Annotated in this window: 15 protein-coding genes and 3 pseudogenes; 9 read left to right on the top strand and 9 right to left on the bottom strand. The window is 59.9% G+C overall.

Annotated features, from left to right (window positions below; translation table 11 throughout):
• Window positions 1-161 precede the first annotated feature (161 nt).
• From X773_RS78565 to X773_RS78550, 5 genes are all read right to left on the bottom strand, one after another.
• The gene (locus tag X773_RS78565; RefSeq protein WP_023680048.1) at window positions 162-482 is read right to left on the bottom strand and encodes a site-specific integrase; all 321 of its coding nucleotides are present in this window, start codon (window positions 480-482) and stop codon (window positions 162-164) included.
• Between the two features lie 13 nt (window positions 483-495).
• A complete protein-coding gene (locus tag X773_RS78560) occupies window positions 496-636 on the bottom strand; it encodes a hypothetical protein (protein WP_245274836.1) in 141 nt (46 codons plus the stop codon).
• A 130-nt stretch (window positions 637-766) separates the two neighbouring features.
• Window positions 767-1,351, bottom strand: coding sequence for a hypothetical protein (locus tag X773_RS78555; RefSeq protein ID WP_023680046.1), 585 nt, complete (start codon window positions 1,349-1,351; stop codon window positions 767-769).
• Entirely contained in the window at window positions 1,351-1,602 is a 252-nt protein-coding gene (locus X773_RS69800) for a helix-turn-helix domain-containing protein (RefSeq protein ID WP_023680045.1), read from the bottom strand. Before X773_RS69800 ends, X773_RS78555 begins: the two co-directional genes overlap by 1 nt.
• Before the next feature lie 66 nt (window positions 1,603-1,668).
• Window positions 1,669-1,920, bottom strand: a complete 252-nt coding sequence (locus tag X773_RS78550; RefSeq protein ID WP_031212899.1) for a hypothetical protein — start codon at window positions 1,918-1,920, stop codon at window positions 1,669-1,671.
• A gap of 293 nt (window positions 1,921-2,213) precedes the next feature.
• Here X773_RS78550 and X773_RS69790 point away from each other — a divergent pair.
• From X773_RS69790 to X773_RS76855, 5 genes and pseudogenes are all read left to right on the top strand, one after another.
• Window positions 2,214-2,669, top strand: a pseudogene (locus tag X773_RS69790) (IS1 family transposase); the annotation flags it as partial.
• 614 nt (window positions 2,670-3,283) lie between these two features.
• Complete coding sequence (locus tag X773_RS69785; RefSeq protein ID WP_023680042.1) at window positions 3,284-5,542, top strand: adenylate/guanylate cyclase domain-containing protein; 2,259 nt, start codon at window positions 3,284-3,286, stop codon at window positions 5,540-5,542.
• Window positions 5,543-5,822: 280 nt separating this feature from the next.
• On the top strand, window positions 5,823-6,632 hold the full coding sequence (locus X773_RS73935) for a hypothetical protein (protein ID WP_156937463.1): 810 nt from the start codon (window positions 5,823-5,825) through the stop codon (window positions 6,630-6,632).
• A 108-nt stretch (window positions 6,633-6,740) separates the two neighbouring features.
• Window positions 6,741-7,337 (top strand): 2-hydroxychromene-2-carboxylate isomerase, encoded by a 597-nt coding sequence (locus X773_RS69780; protein WP_023680039.1) that lies wholly within the window; start codon window positions 6,741-6,743, stop codon window positions 7,335-7,337.
• Between the two features lie 733 nt (window positions 7,338-8,070).
• Window positions 8,071-8,532, top strand: a complete 462-nt coding sequence (locus tag X773_RS76855) for a hypothetical protein (RefSeq protein WP_156937462.1) — start codon at window positions 8,071-8,073, stop codon at window positions 8,530-8,532.
• A 95-nt stretch (window positions 8,533-8,627) separates the two neighbouring features.
• On the opposite strand, the gene X773_RS69770 is transcribed toward X773_RS76855, so the two are convergent.
• The gene (locus X773_RS69770; protein ID WP_023680037.1) at window positions 8,628-8,849 is read right to left on the bottom strand and encodes a hypothetical protein; all 222 of its coding nucleotides are present in this window, start codon (window positions 8,847-8,849) and stop codon (window positions 8,628-8,630) included.
• A gap of 548 nt (window positions 8,850-9,397) precedes the next feature.
• Here X773_RS69770 and X773_RS69765 point away from each other — a divergent pair.
• Together X773_RS69765 and X773_RS69760 are read left to right on the top strand one after the other, a co-directional pair.
• Window positions 9,398-10,162, top strand: a pseudogene (locus X773_RS69765) (IS110 family transposase); the annotation flags it as partial.
• A gap of 409 nt (window positions 10,163-10,571) precedes the next feature.
• Window positions 10,572-10,883 (top strand): DUF736 domain-containing protein, encoded by a 312-nt coding sequence (locus X773_RS69760; protein WP_023680034.1) that lies wholly within the window; start codon window positions 10,572-10,574, stop codon window positions 10,881-10,883.
• Window positions 10,884-10,965: 82 nt separating this feature from the next.
• Here the strand turns inward: X773_RS69760 and X773_RS69755 are convergent, their stop codons facing one another.
• Window positions 10,966-11,499, bottom strand: a complete 534-nt coding sequence (locus tag X773_RS69755) for a MucR family transcriptional regulator (RefSeq protein ID WP_023680033.1) — start codon at window positions 11,497-11,499, stop codon at window positions 10,966-10,968.
• Between the two features lie 449 nt (window positions 11,500-11,948).
• On the bottom strand, window positions 11,949-12,119 hold the full coding sequence (locus X773_RS78545; RefSeq protein WP_245274835.1) for a hypothetical protein: 171 nt from the start codon (window positions 12,117-12,119) through the stop codon (window positions 11,949-11,951).
• On the opposite strand from X773_RS78545, the gene X773_RS78540 reads away from it, so the two are divergent.
• On the top strand, window positions 12,118-12,519 hold the full coding sequence (locus tag X773_RS78540) for a hypothetical protein (protein WP_245274834.1): 402 nt from the start codon (window positions 12,118-12,120) through the stop codon (window positions 12,517-12,519). The two genes, X773_RS78545 and X773_RS78540, sit on opposite strands and share 2 nt — an antisense overlap.
• On the opposite strand, the gene X773_RS76850 is transcribed toward X773_RS78540, so the two are convergent.
• Window positions 12,516-12,878, bottom strand: coding sequence for a hypothetical protein (locus X773_RS76850; RefSeq protein WP_156937461.1), 363 nt, complete (start codon window positions 12,876-12,878; stop codon window positions 12,516-12,518). The two genes, X773_RS78540 and X773_RS76850, sit on opposite strands and share 4 nt — an antisense overlap.
• Window positions 12,879-13,406: 528 nt before the next feature.
• Between X773_RS76850 and X773_RS78535 the strand changes: the two are divergent.
• Window positions 13,407-14,512, top strand: a pseudogene (locus tag X773_RS78535) (relaxase/mobilization nuclease domain-containing protein); the annotation flags it as partial.

Here is a 14,512-nt window from a genome sequence, read left to right as displayed (position 1 = left end):
GAAATTGATTTTTATCGCTTTCTGAACACCCTCCGGGCCCACCATGACCATTGATTTTGTTTATAAAAAGTGGCCTCGGCCCAAAACGTTTTGGGCCCGTTATGGGCCCAACAAAAAGGGCGGCCGATAGGCCACCCTGCATGTGGTCGGTTTGAAACCGCTCATTTGATGACGCGCAGCGGTGTCCGTTGCTTCATGGCGTCGCGTTTGGCCTCCCGCTCGTTAATGGCGCGGGCGATATCGACAGCCATCCGTTTCTTATTGGCCTCTCGCACATACTCGTCTGTTACCGTCATTGAAGAATGCCCCATCGCCTCCATGATAGCGCGCGCTTGGATGTTGCATTCGGCGAGATACGTACCGAAGGTACGGCGCAGCCCGTGCAGGGTGTAGCCCTCCGGGATGCCGGCTTGCTTGTTCCAATGTGCCATCATGCCGGTGAGGCTCTTTTCGGAGAACGGACGCCCATAGCCGTTCTTCAATACCGTGCCACCCTTAGAGCGATCTAGTGGCACTAAAAGCTTGCGCCAGCTTGTCCACAACCGGGATGAACATCTCGCGCCCGCCATGACGGTTACGATTTTTCTGCTGTCGGAAGTCGAAGGCTTCGATTGTTTCCAAGGAGCCATCGAACAATTCGATCTCCTCGAAGACCAAATCGTCCCACTCCAGTGAGGCGATATCGCCGCGTCGGTTGCCGAGCCAGAAACCAAGCGCATAGCAGGTGCGCGGCGCTGAGCCGATTGGATGGTGCGCCTCGAACTTTTCACGAATGGCGATCGGCCAGGCGGGATTGGCAGTCGATTTTGGAAATGCGGACGCGGATCGACAGCGAGGGATCGTCCTGCGGTTTGATCCATTTCTCAACTTCGATCGCCACCCACAGGAGCTTCTTGATTGCCACCAGCAGGTGCTTGGCAACCGTCCGGTTGGTGGCAAAGACACTTTCGATAATCGCACGCAGATGGTCGGCATCGAGATGTTCCACCGGCGTGTTGCGCCAAGTCAGCGGATAGGCAGGATCGACCTGCATCTGAAGGAAGCGCTCAATAAGCCGAGCATTCTTCTGCTGCGTCGCTTCGTCGAAGTCCAGCCATTCCATCGTCGCTTCAAGTCGGCGCGCAGCATGACCAAATGTCTTTGGCAACGCCCGACCGGGCAAGTCAATGATGACGGCCTTTTGACCTTGGCCTTGCGTTGCCTGTTCATAGGCTTCGAACTCAGGATCGCCTGGTCCGCCAGGAAGCCGAATTTCGGGCATTCCTTTGCCGCGATAGCGATAGACGAGCTTTCCGTTCTTGATGCGCGACGAAACGCCGGGGTAGCGGATATCTTTGAATGGCCTGGCCATTAAATCTCCCTTTGAGTTTTCCGCTGCCGTTGCTCAACAGGCGGGGAATCCTCCAGCATTGCCTGAAGCGAAAGGGTCTTGCTTTCTATAGCAACGCGCAGGAGTACCGGGTAAGGGAAGCCCCGACCTTGCTCTATGCCTTCAAAAGTGCGTTTCGGTATTCCCAAGACCTTGGCTGCACTCTCGGCGGTGAATCCTCCCTTCGCCCGCCAGGCTTTCACTTCTCGCGCGAGCTTTTCATTGTCGTTCACGTCATCTCATCCGCTCAGGCGATGACTGTACTACGCCTGCAGCGTATACGCAATGTGCGTAGTTGCTTATCTCCTTGTCGGCTCTCGTTTGCTCCGCTCCAATAGTTGTTGGAGACCATTGTCTTTGTCTGGCAGGGCGGAGAAAGCGATATCGAGCGCCACACGATCCCAGATCGCGCGACTGTTGACGTGCTTGGGCCTCGGCATGCGGCCGTCAGCAACCATGTCGTCGAATAGTGTCGATCCGACGCCGACATAGCGCGCTGCTTCCTCACGAGAGAGGCCGCGGGGCGGGTACGAAAGCGCGTCACTCTTCATAGACGCGGCCTCGAGAACGTCGGTACTGAAACAGCACAACGATATCAAATCCAGGCGGTTGACTGTTTCGACAAGCCTCGGTCCCGGTAAACGGGGCCATATTGCACTCGGCACAACAAATCCACATCCCGCACATCCGGTAATGAAGAGACCGTGTTGCCCAAGATAAGAGATGTTGCGTGGTGCGGAAGCTGCTTGGCCGGCTCGTTCGGGAAAGGCGAATAGCGACGTGCAAATCGGACAGGGTAAGATGCGGCAGAATGTTTCGGTGCTGACGTCGGGGGTTCAAGTCGCTAGAGTCTGTTGAAGGTGCGTTCGGCGGCGATATCGACTATGCCATGCTGATCAAGCTCTATGGCACTTCGCCTGACAGCGCCAAGGGGCGCTATAGCCCCGCCGAATGCACTGGCGCGCGGAAAGAACGGATCGAAGGAAATCCTGACATCAAGCATGTCAGCACGTCATTTGCGGAACGCCAGAACCTGACCATGCGGATGCACATGCGCCGCTTCACTCGCCTGACCAATGGCTTTTCCAAGAAGGTGGAGGCTCACGCCAATGCGGTGGCGTTGCATTTCATGTACTACAATTTTGTTCGCATCCATGCCACGTTGCGCATGACGCCTGCGATGGCCACTGGCGTCACTGACAAGCTTTGGGAGATTGGTGACATCGTTGCGCTGATCGAAGCGAGAGAAGCCGAGAAACCGGCTATTCGCGGCCCTTACAAAAAGAGCCTTTCAAGCTAGCCGTCGCCTTCGGACGTTGGCTCATACTGCTTAGCGGAACGCATGGGAGGGAAGGATGCGTGTCACAAGCCGGTTTTTCCTATTAGCCGGTCTCACGATGCCAATTGCAGCCTTCGCTCAAGGCGAAGTATCGGTCGAACGAGGGTTGCAGGTATCAATCATCGGCGGGTGTCACGATTGCCATACCGAAGGCTACNTGGGGCACGACCTATGCGACCAATCTTCGGATAGATGCTTCGGTAATGACCGAGCGTGGATTTGTAGGGATGCTGAAGCGCATTAGAACATCTCCACCGATGCCTTGGTACAATCTTCGAGCGATGGACGAGAGCGATATGCAATCGCTCTATCAATACATTAGGTCGCTCGGCAAACACGGGAAGCCGGCCCCCAGTCGCATTCGCCCTGATAAGGAACCGACGACGCCATACGTTCAACTTGTGCCACCGCAAATGCCGAAGAACTGACAAATATGCCCAGAGCTGAGCGAAGAACGGCGCCCCGGCAAGAAGCGCAGCGTCAGATTTCAAACTGACCCACTACCCGGAATTCTCTTCACTAGACATCCGGCTCCCGTTTGAGGACTATTGGTCCAATCGGGCTGCGATACGTCCATGAATTTAGGGAAATGGCTGCAGAGCCTCGGTCTTGTTCAATATGAAGCTTCGTTCAGTGAGAACGGGATAGACAGCGAAGTGCTGCCTGACCTTACGGACGCCGACCTGGAAAAGATCGGCGTGCTTCTCGGGCATCGCAAGCGGTTGTTGAAGGCAATCGAACGCCTTGGTGCGCGGCAATTGGAACCCGAGCCCATAGAGCCGACGACGCCGCATGTCGACACAGCTGAGCGACGTCAGATTACAGTTATGTTCTGCGATCTCGTCGGCTCGACGCAAATGTCGACACGGCTGGATCCGGAGGAGATGCGCAACGTACTGCGCGCTTACCAAGAAGCTTGCTCCGTCATCATCGCCCGGTACGGGGGTTTTGTTGCGAAGTTCATGGGTGACGGCGTGTTGGCCTATTTCGGCTATCCGCTTGCCCATGAAGACGACGCGGAGCGTTCCGTGCGTGCCGCTCTGGAGATCGTAGCTGCGGTTGCCACGATTGAAACGGCGGCAGCAGGCACACTCCAGGCGCGCGTCGGAATTGCGACTGGCCTGGTGGTGGTGGGGGACGTGATCGGCCATGGTGCATCGCGCGAGCATGCGGTGGTCGGCGATACGCCGAATCTCGCGGCCCGGCTTCAGGGTCTGGCCAACGCAGGCCGCATCGTCATCGCGCCTTCGACGCGCCTACTACTTGGCGAGGTATTCGAGCTCAAGGCCTTGGGCGTCCACGTCATCAAAGGCTTTGATGCTCCGATTTCGGCCTGGGAGGTCCTCCGCGAGACGGAGAACGTCAATCGGTTCGAGGCGTCCCGGTCGAACGCGCCCCTGGTGGGACGTGATCAGGAAGTGGCGTTGCTTGCCGACCGCTGGAGCGACGCGTGCGGGGGGGAAGGCCAAGTAGTGTTGCTGACCGGCGAGGCAGGCATCGGCAAGTCACGCCTGTTGGAGGCACTGCGCGAACGGATCGTGGGTCAACCTTATGGCCTTGTGCGTTACCAGTGTTCTCCGCACCATCGCAACGTCTCGATGTATCCGGTCGTCCGACAGATATCATCTTCGCTGGGTCTTAGGTCCGGCGAGCCGCCGACAGCGCAAATCGAAAGGCTCGAAGCTTTAATCGCCCGCTCGGGCCTCGGTGGCCGGGGCGTCGCATCCTATCTCGCCTCGCTTCTGTCGATCTCGACCGAGGGACACTTTCAGGACCTCGGAGTAGTGCCGAGCGAGGCAAAGGAGCAGACGATTGCCGCGTTGATTGAGCTGTTCGCCGGGCTGACGCGAGAGGCGCCCGTGTTTGCCGTGCTGGAGGACGCGCACTGGATAGACCCCACCTCGCTGGATTTCTTCAGCGGCATCGTCGAGCGAGTACCGGGATTGCGGGCGCTGTTGATAGTGACCTCTCGCCCGGAGTTTACAAATCCCTGGGTCGGTCAAGGCCATGTGACAGGGCTGGCGCTCAACCGATTCGGACGGCGTCACGCTGCAGCCATGATCGATCGCATCACCGGCGGCAAGGAGATTCCTGCAGAAGTGCAAAGCGCGATAATCTCTAAGACTGACGGCGTTCCCTTATTCGTTGAGGAGCTGACCAAGGCGGTCCTTGAATCGGGGCAACTGCGCGAGCAAAGCCAGTGTTTTGTGCTGGCCGCGCCGTTGACGGCACTGGCGATTCCATCGACGCTGCAGGACTCCCTAATGGCGCGGTTGGATAGGCTCGGGTCGATCCGGGAAATCGCACAGATTGGCGCGGCGATCGGCCGGGAATTTTCGTACCGTCTGCTGGAAGCGATCTCGCCGATTACCGGAACCGCGCTTAAGGAGGCGTTACACAAACTGGTCGAGTCGGAGCTGGTATTCTCTCGCGCCGCCATAGGTGACACGATCTATGTTTTCAAACACGCGCTCGTGCAGGATGCAGCCCACAACTCGCTGCTTCGCTCCCGCAGACAGCGCATCCATGCGGACATCGCCCGGTCAATTGTCGAGCGCTTTGCTGATAGCAGCGAATCCGCGCCGGCGGTGATCGCCCATCACTACACTGAGGCGGGACTCTCGGAGCCGGCGGCGCACTATTGGCTGACTGCTGCGGAATTGGCCCTGTCGCGGTCAGCTCTTGCCGAGGCCACTCAGCACACCGGGGCCGGATTGACGGCAGCCCGGCAAATCGAAGACGAGCAGGTGCGTCGACCACTTGAACCTGGCTCTATTGGTCGCCCGCGCCAACTCGCTGCTGCCGTTCCAGGAAACAGTTGCGGCGTTGACTAGTGCCAAATCACTGCTTGACGCAGGTGTCGGTTCCGACTTGCAACGCTTCTCGGTTCTGCATGGCCTTTGCGCGAGCAGCTATTTCGCGGGGAAGATGGAGGATGCGTTCGCCCTAGCGCGGCAGATTGTAGAGTTTGCGGACCGCCAGGTCGACCCGACATTCAAGTTGGTCGCCTATCGGCTTCTCGGGACGACCCAGGTCCTGACCGGACGTTCTCGCGAGGCTCTGGAAAGTCTGCAGTCGGCTGAAAGATATCGTGACCCCGACCGCTAGAAGGTGTTGAGCTCCTGGTTTGGCATCGACCCCGGCCTGAACGTCCTGTACTGGAAGACAATGGCGTTAGCTCTGCTGGGACAGTACGAGGGCGTCGCGAAATCCAGTGAACAGGTGCGGTCAGAGCTGTTAAATCATGGCAACGCTCACACCGTCGCGGCAGGCAACTTCTACACGATCGTGTGGCCACAATTTCTGTTCGGCAATCTCGACGCTTGCGAGAGCGATGCTGTTGCGCTCGTCACCTATTGCGGCGAACGGAAGGTCGAGCACCTGAAGCGAAACGGCGTTCTATGCCATGCATGTGTGCGAGCCCGGCGCGAGCCAACCGACGAGAACATAGCGACGATCCGTCAGGCGCTCGATTCCAATCGAACGCGCGACGCTCACCTATTCGAGTCAGTGTTCGTCGCGCAGCTTGCCGAATGCCTTCTGAAGGCCGGCAATACGGTGGCAGCAGAGGCTGCGGTGCGGGAAGGTTTCGCCTTCGTTGGCCGGTCGGGCGAGCAGTTCTGGCTGGCTGAACTTCATCGGCTCGATGGCCTGGTGGCACTGAAGCAACCACAGCCGGACCTCTCCCGGGTGGAACCAGCCTCCTCGCCGCAATGGAGGTTGCGCGGCAGCAGGACGCCCGAATGTTGGAACTTCGAGCCGCGACAGATCTCGCGCGTTTCGCACACGAGGCCAGCCCTGGGCTCTATCCCTGCTCGATGCTGGAGCAACTCCTGGTTCCCTTTGCAGATGCAGAGTTCTCTCGGGACATACGCGACGCTCGCAATTTCCTGGCCTCGCAGGTTTCCGGTGACGTATTGGTAACCACAATGGCAACGAAGCCAGGCCTGCCTTAATGTCGGGAGCGGGATCGCCGCGTTGGGAGCACACCTCGCTGGCGACAAGGCGGGTCATGCTCTGGAGTTTTAGGTAATGCCAATCATCGACTTCTGGTTCTCAATAGGCAGCACCTACACATACCTGTCGGTCATGCGCATCGAGCAGGTCGAGAAGCAGACTGGCGTTCGTTTCGTCTGGAAACCCTTCAATGTGCGGGTGGTGATGATCGAGATGAACAACGTCCCCTTTGTGAACAAGCCGGCAAAGGCCGCCTATATGTGGAGGGACATCGAGCGGCGCTCGCAAATGCGCGGGCTCTCGCCGAAGCTCCCGGCGCCGTACCCTCTAGCGGAGCTGGAACGGGCGAACCGTGTAGCAATCGTGGGGGCAGCAGAAGGCTGGTGTCCCGCCTATGTCCGGGCAAGCTACAGGCGATGGATCGAAGAAGGACTTCCTGCCGGAAATGAGCCGAACATCAGCCAGAGTATCACGGAGGCCGGCGCCGATGTGGAGGATGTGCTGGCACGCGCGGACGCGGAAGAAGCCGTGGCGGGGCTTGTTGACGCGACGAACCAAGCCAAGAGCCTCGGCATTTTCGGCTCGCCGACTTTCGTCGTCGGCAAGGAGATTTTCTGGGGTGACGACCGGCTTGAGGACGCGATCTCTTGGAAGAATCGCCAGGGGAAATAACACCGGTCTATGCGGCGTGGATCATACTCTCACTAGAGCAAAATCTCTCAAACCTGTCGATGGGCGTTCGCGTTCGTCGTCGGGTTCTCTCGCTCCAGCGCAGCAGGCCGCAAACTCGATGCTAGGCGCTATGCGCCAAGCACTTGAATTCATTGAGATCGCCAACCTGTGTGCTAAATAGCGTAGCACAGAAGTATGGAGAAGAACGGCTTTCTAGAGAGCAATTCGGCTGATTTGGCGCACGGCCCAGCAAACAGCTTTCGGCGCCATCCTGGGCTTCAGAGCGCGCTGTATTCCAACAGAGAATTGTTTGGAATTTGAGGGTGGGAGACCGCTACATCGCAAGACCCACTATTGAGGGGGCGTTCTTTTGCTATCGCCGGCATGCGGCCTGACAGCACCCGGGATCCAGCGTCACGAGCTCGAAAGTACGAGTCGGACGATGATGAGGAAGCCGCGTAAAGTCACCCGGGAAGGGGAAGACGTTCTCGTAGGCATATCCGTGGACGTAATACATTCTAGCCACCCGTCAGCACTTTTAAGTCTGCCGCCGACCAGGATCATTGACCGTAGCAGCGAACTGGGCTGCATCAACGGCTCGGCTCTTTCAATGTCGCCGACATCATCCGAGGCCGTGGCGGCAACGATGCGCTGAACGGCGCTGGCACGATGTTACATAAGTCTCGCAAGAACAACCGATTAAGGACCAGCGGAGTCACGAAGAAGCGATATCATGACCCAGCGCAGCTCGATCTACTCGACTGGGCAGCGAGCGCCCGATCGCCAAGATCATGAGCGCCATCCCCGGCACCGCGAAACGGATGTGGAGGGAACGCCACACAAACAACCCGCCGCACATCGTGCCGATGCGGGGGCGGGCATGAGCGTGGCGGCCTTACTGATGCAGCGTGAGCCGATCCATGGGCGCGTTTGCTTCGGCCAACCTAGCCAGCGCTTGCTCGACGTTTTGAGCCGAGGTGTCAGTGCGCTTGATGTGCCGGATCATTTGCCGCGTCAGTCGCGCGAGCCTGGCGGCGCGATATACATCGCCGTATCTCGCAGTTTCAAGGTGGAGGGTCGCGAGCCTCATGGGCGACAATCCAATTGTCTAGCGGTAGAATTCGCGAATCCGCCTTTGGTTCCGCTGTCCGATCTTACGCTCGCAAAGAGCTGGCCGGAGGGCCGTGACGAATGAGAGGCCGGTCCTCACATATTGCTGCGCGGTCTGAGGCGCTAGCCGTGACGACATGGGGCAGCGGCGGATCGGAAGGCTTTCACGGCCCGGATGGTTCAACGTGTGCGAACTCCGTCAGCGCTGGTGGGATCGATCTTCGTCAACCGCGATCTGGCCTCCACCACGCGCCGTTGCGCAGCCCGTATCCTGCTGCACAGCGCGATATTGATGCCGACGCCGCAGTCTTCATCCAGCATTTCATTCGCACGTTTAAGGGAAAGCTGCGCTCCGTTGAGCCGCTGTCGGGCTCTCGCCAGTTCCATATCCAAAAATTCCATTATCCTGCATCCATTGCAGTCCCTTCGATTGGTAAACCGCTTGTGGCCGCCGTTGGTTCCGGCTGGCGCGAGCGTCCAACCCAAGCGTCGATATGGAATCTCCGGACTTGGTTCAGTCGGCGGAGCTGGCTGCAAACTTGCCCGAAACATTCGTTCAACCCTCATGAGGCCATACAACTCCTCCGCCACCCGCACGGCGGGCGCTTGGAGGAGCGACCGAACCGTAGTGATGTTCAAAATGCCGCGTCAACGACATGAGTGTCGTGGCCTTCTGCTTCCAGAACTCGGTGGACCCAGAAGCCATCAAGGCCGGCCCCTTGAATGATGACGAACGGATAGTCGCGGCCGGTTCGGCTACGAGCCTTTGCTTCAACTGAGCGAGGCGGCCAAGAAGCCCGGCAATATCCGCGCCGGGGATGGTATGGCGCGATAACCCGCCAGCTCCCGGCGAATCGAGGTGACCAGCCAGGACTTCTTGCTCAGCTCCACCGAAACAAAGATCTCGTCCAGCTCTTTGTGCGCTGCCTTGCTTTCAAAACCACTCGGCGTCGCTGCTGGCGTTCAAGCGTGGCGAACCGCGAGTCTGCTCCATGCTACGCGTGCCGAGCCCTTATGAGGAGGATCGCCGCCGCATCGTCCGGGAGCGCAAGGTGTTGATGGAAGAACGCATCCGGCACGGCAACCGGATCAAGGGTCTGCTCTTCTCGCAGGGCATCACCGGCTACGATCCTTTGCGGCGTGATCGTCGCGATCGGCTGGAAACTCTTCACACCGGCGATGGACGGGATCTGCCCGCAAATATGAAGCGCCAGGTTCTGCGTGAGGTCGACCGAATGGAAATGTTGCTCGATCAGATCAAGGCAGTCGAGGCGGAACGGGACGCCATGCTCGCCGAAGAACGCCAATCGGCGCGTGAAGTGGTTATGCTGTCGAAAGTCGTCGGTATCGGACCAGAGTTTGCGGCCGTGCTGTGGGGAGAGGGCTTGTTTCGGTGTTTCGACAATCGCCGGCAGCTGGCGGCCTATGCCGGCCTTGCGCCGACGCCATGGCAAAGCGGGTCGATCGACCGGGAACAGGGGATCGGAAAGTCCGGAAACCCACGCTTGCGATCGACGCTGCTGGAAATGGCGTGGCTCTGGTTGCGGCACCAGCCCGCCTCGGCGCTCAGCCGCTGGTTCAACGAGCGAGTTGCCCAGAATGGCGGATGCTTCAAGAAGGTGATGATTACCGCGCTGGCCCGCAAGCTGATCGTGGCTTTGTGGAAATACGTCCGCGCCGGCGTGGTGATCGAAGGAGCGTTTGTAAGACCATGACGATCTGACCGCATTCCAGTTCGGCCAGGGCCTGATCAGCCCCGCCGGAACCAGGTGGACGACCGCATTGCGGCATGGCTTTGAACGCCGTCATCGAGACTGGTCTCGTCCTCCTGAGCCCTTGCCGCCGCAGGCGGGATTATGGTGCGGCCGCTCGAGCGGCGACCGGATGTGAGGTTGATACGTGCAAACGCGCGGATCAGGAATGGGCTCAGACCTCAGGTTCATGTGGCGGTAGGGATCGCGCTGCTTGTGCCGAATGCGATTGAGCACCCTTGACAGGACGCCTCGCACCGAGCGGAGCGTCCTCCAGAAACGACCACTCAGCAGCTCAGAGCCACAGCTTGACGAGTGGTCCCTCATGTGAGGCCGCAATGGGCGCGGCCCGAGAAACAGAAGGACCACCACAATGGCGACGATCGGCACATTCTCCCGCACCGCGAACGGCTTCTCCGGCTCAGTCAAAACCCTCAACCTCAACGTCAAGACAGTGTCGTTCACCCCGGTCGACGGCGACAATGAAAAAGGTCCGGACTTCCGCATCTTCGCCGGCGCCATCGAGTTCGGGGCGGCATGGAAGAAGACCTCGCGCGAGGGCCGCGACTATCACTCAGTCAAGCTCGACGATCCCAGCTTCCCCGCTCCGATCTATGCGAGCCTGGTCGAAACCGACCCCGGGGGCGAGTTCTCGCTCATCTGGTCCCGCCGCGCCGCCGAGTGATCCGAGCTAACACGAAGCCCCGCGCAAGGCGGGGCTTCGCCATGTTCAGGTTCGCCACTGCACCTCTATCTGGTGCAGCACGCTATGCTTTGACGGGTGTTTTGCGCGCCTTCTTCACCGGCGATTTGATTGCCGTGGCAATTGCTGCCGCCGCTGGCGCGCGAGCAGCTCGTTTTGGTTTTTCCGCCGCAGCTGTCGCTGGCGCTGCCGCCTTGCGGCCCAATCCTATTGATTTTGCCAGGGCCGAGCGAGTCGCCGCGTAGTTCGGCGCAACCATAGGATAGTCGGAGGGCAGGTTCCATTTCTGGCGGTATTCGTCCGGACTCAGGTTGTAGTGCGTTCCGATATGCCGCTTCAAGGATTTGAACTTTTTCCCGTCTTCCAGGCATATGATGAAATCAGGTGACACTGACTTCTTGATCGACACCGCCGGCTCCAGTTTGGCTGCGGTCGGAGCCACAGGTGTGCCGATCCCTTGCAAAGCGACATAGACATCCCCGATCAGCTTCGACAACTCGCCGACCGGCAACGGATTGTTCGAAACGTAGGCGGAAACGATGTCAGCGGTGATTGATACGAGATCAGCCTGGTCGCTTGGGTCTGGAGAAACGGTCATCGAATTTCCTCTTGTCCAAAGCGCGCTTTGAAAACGGATGGTCTGTCTATTCGCCAATCCAGGCAAATAATTCGTTACTCCGCCAACAAACCTCATTCCGTGTAAATATCAAGCAGGCAAGTGTCGCTGCGATCGTTCGGTCCGGCTGCAGACAAGTTGCCGATCGCGTCGGGGAAGCAGGAAGGCTTTCCCCCTCGCTTCTCCGCGCGCCAAGCGCACAGCCCAACGCAAGCCAGCGCCATGAATCATGGCTCCTGCGTCGCAGGATTGAGCCATGAACAATTGTCGTCGCGACACTCTGTGCCGCGGTCCTGGTCTCGCCCCGGCATGAATTGGCCCTCGCGTGTACCTCTTGTGGGACTCATTCAGGTGGGCTGCACCGCCTCGCGCCGATCGGCAGGATGGATGTTGCTGACATGGCAGCCGGCATGCGCCCGAACGGCTGCCGCCTACTGGCTCAACGAATATCTGATGAACGGCGTGCTGCTTTTGAAGCGCTTGCCACCCCGCAGCTGACAACTCGTTTGACACCACGGCGCCGCGAGCCCATCGAGCCCCTTGCGCATGTCGGTATGACCGAGCGCCAGATGCACCTTCACCCCCGTCGGAACGACGATCATGATGCGTTCTTCCTCGCCGCGAGATGCTGCTGGACTGCATCTGCATTGTGCCGACGGATGCAAAGACGCGCCGCCCGTCGTCCAGTTGGGCTGTCATCACGCCGTCCGGCGGTCGTACGAGATTGCGCAGGGCAGTCAGTACCGGCGGTTCGGTTTCCGTCCCATGGATGAGTGCAACCGTTGCCAATTGCGGCGCCTTGCGAGCGGTCACGCCGAACTGGACACGCCGGCCGAAGGCATGCTGGTGGCCATCCCATGGCGGCGGCAAACCTCCGCCACACTGACGCCGGGCTTCTCCGTCTCCTGCACGATCGCCTGCTTCTGTGCGTCGCTGAAGCGGCGCCGGTTCGACCGCCCGTCAACCGCGGTGTCAAGTGACATTGGCGCCGTACGCAATTAGCAGCGCTGCTGAATTGAGCCCGCGCACTCGGATGCAACAGAGATCGCCAGTCCACTTCGGCCTCGAATTCCTCGGGGACGAGGGCGCCATTTGCGCAGCGCATGGGGCGAAAGTCCGAGCGCCGCGGCATATTCGGCAAGCCCCAACCCGCTCCAGTTCATCGCCTCCACATGCTTGCCCCAGAACGCCTGCAGGGCAATCGGACCGGTGTCCGTACGCACGCTGTAGCGGTAGCGGCGCGGGCTCTTGCGTCGCTTCGGCGGCCCTTTCTTGCCCCGCTTTTCCGGCTTTTCCTGGCGCAATTTCCGCAGATATTCCGCACGTTTGCGCCGATCTTCCGGGCTCACCAGATGGCGCACTCACAGCTCAAAAGTCTTCGTCGAAAGCTTGCGCCGGCGGCAATATTCCTCCGCCTCAAAACGGCCCGATACCAGGTCGCGTCATGCGTCGACCAGCACGGGTTGTTGGCCTTGTCCCAGGAACGTTGAGGCACCGCCGGAAATCTCTCAATAGCAAGGAACGTCACATGTTGCGAGATTGCACGACCCGAAAGATGTGCAGGATCCGGACGGTTACCGAGGGTGGTGGGGGACAGCGAGGGTGGTGGGGGACAGCAAGATAAAGCGAGCTGGCGCTCGCCCTCGCTTTGCTCGTAAGTGTCTGTCTGCACATTGTTTTTTCCGGCACATGCGGACACCGGGAGGCACCACGCGAGGTGTGGCGGGTGCCGGTTGGTCCGCTATCCTGCTGATCTGAAAAGTAAAGGTGCGGTGCCCGGGCGATGTGCGATCCGCCGTTTATACGCCACAGCAAGGCTTTGCGCGCCATAGTACGCGCCGCGCTCCAGCCATCTTGAAGCGCGAAATCCGACTCCCGATGCTGTCGTCATGGCAAATCGTGACAGCGACCAATTCCAGGTTCGCACCGGCCGGACGCGGCATGGCGGCGCGCCGGTCAATTCGCGCACGCTGCCCTTTGTGCGCCAGGTCGAGATTGCCATCCGCAAGCAGGGCGGCAATCCCTATCGCCTCGGTGCAAGCAGCGGTGCCGGGAAGGGGAGTGGCCGCTTCAACGCCCGCGGCCGCGGCGGCAAGCTGGCAGCAGAGTTGCCAAGGGATGGTGGCGGTTGGAAGCAGGACGGCAATGGCGTCCGCTTTCGCTCCCGCCGCGTCGTCGTGAAGGCGCGCGTCGTCAAGTTGCCAGGACGAGGCAAGGGGACCACCGGGCGCGGCCAAAAGTTCGTGTCGACCAGCAAGGCCGTCGATGCGCATCTGCGCTATCTCCAGCGCGACGGCGTCACCAGAGACGGCGAGAAGGGCAGGGTGTACTCGGCCGTCGACGACGAGGCCGACGCAAAGGCCTTCGTCGAGCGCGGCCGCGGCGACCGGCATCAGTTCCGCTTCATCGTCGCGCCGGAGGATGCCGCGGAGATGGAAGACCTGCGCCCCTTCACCCGCGATCTCATGCGGCAGATGGAGACCGACCTCAACACGCGCCTCGACTGGATCGCCGTCGACCACCACAACACCGGTCATCCGCACACCCATATCCTGGTGCGCGGCGTCACCGATGACAGCAAGATCCTGAACATCGCCGGCGACTACATCGCCCATGGCATTCGTCACCGGGCAAGCGAGCTGGTCGAACGGGAACTCGGCCTGCAAAGCGAGGTCGAAGTCGCCCGCAAGCTGGCCAACGAAGTCGGGGCCGAACGGCTGACCCGGCTCGACCGCATGCTGATTGCCGAACNGGTCGCCCGCAAGCTGGCCAACGAAGTCGGGGCCGAACGGCTGACCCGGCTCGACCGCATGCTGATTGCCGAACAGCAGGAGCACGATGTTGTCGATCTCCGTCCCAACGCCAGCGACAGCTACACCATTTCCAGCAATCGCTATCTGCTGATCGATCGGGCAAAGAAGCTGGAGCACTTCGGCCTGGCGAACGAGATGGAGCCCGGCCGTTGGTTGATCTCCGACAGAGCCGAAAGCACGTT

Source organism: Mesorhizobium sp. LSJC280B00, assembly GCF_000502835.1.
Classification (GTDB): domain Bacteria; phylum Pseudomonadota; class Alphaproteobacteria; order Rhizobiales; family Rhizobiaceae; genus Mesorhizobium.
The sequence above is the reverse complement of the archived record's forward strand: the minus strand, read 5'-3'. Positions and strand labels throughout refer to the sequence as shown.

What these genes read in the sequence shown, in the direction of transcription:
- X773_RS78550 (WP_031212899.1), bottom strand. Translation starts at nt 1,920, where the DNA reads ATGAAGAGTGACGCGCTTTCGTACCCGCCCCGCGGCCTCTCTCGTGAG.
- X773_RS69755 (WP_023680033.1), bottom strand. Translation starts at nt 11,499, where the DNA reads ATGACCGTTTCTCCAGACCCAAGCGACCAGGCTGATCTCGTATCAATC.
- X773_RS69780 (WP_023680039.1), top strand. Translation starts at nt 6,741, where the DNA reads ATGCCAATCATCGACTTCTGGTTCTCAATAGGCAGCACCTACACATAC.
- X773_RS78545 (WP_245274835.1), bottom strand. Translation starts at nt 12,119, where the DNA reads ATGATCGTCGTTCCGACGGGGGTGAAGGTGCATCTGGCGCTCGGTCAT.
- X773_RS69785 (WP_023680042.1), top strand. Translation starts at nt 3,284, where the DNA reads ATGAATTTAGGGAAATGGCTGCAGAGCCTCGGTCTTGTTCAATATGAA.
- X773_RS69760 (WP_023680034.1), top strand. Translation starts at nt 10,572, where the DNA reads ATGGCGACGATCGGCACATTCTCCCGCACCGCGAACGGCTTCTCCGGC.
- X773_RS76855 (WP_156937462.1), top strand. Translation starts at nt 8,071, where the DNA reads ATGACCCAGCGCAGCTCGATCTACTCGACTGGGCAGCGAGCGCCCGAT.
- X773_RS69770 (WP_023680037.1), bottom strand. Translation starts at nt 8,849, where the DNA reads ATGGAATTTTTGGATATGGAACTGGCGAGAGCCCGACAGCGGCTCAAC.
- X773_RS78555 (WP_023680046.1), bottom strand. Translation starts at nt 1,351, where the DNA reads ATGGCCAGGCCATTCAAAGATATCCGCTACCCCGGCGTTTCGTCGCGC.
- X773_RS78540 (WP_245274834.1), top strand. Translation starts at nt 12,118, where the DNA reads ATGATGCGTTCTTCCTCGCCGCGAGATGCTGCTGGACTGCATCTGCAT.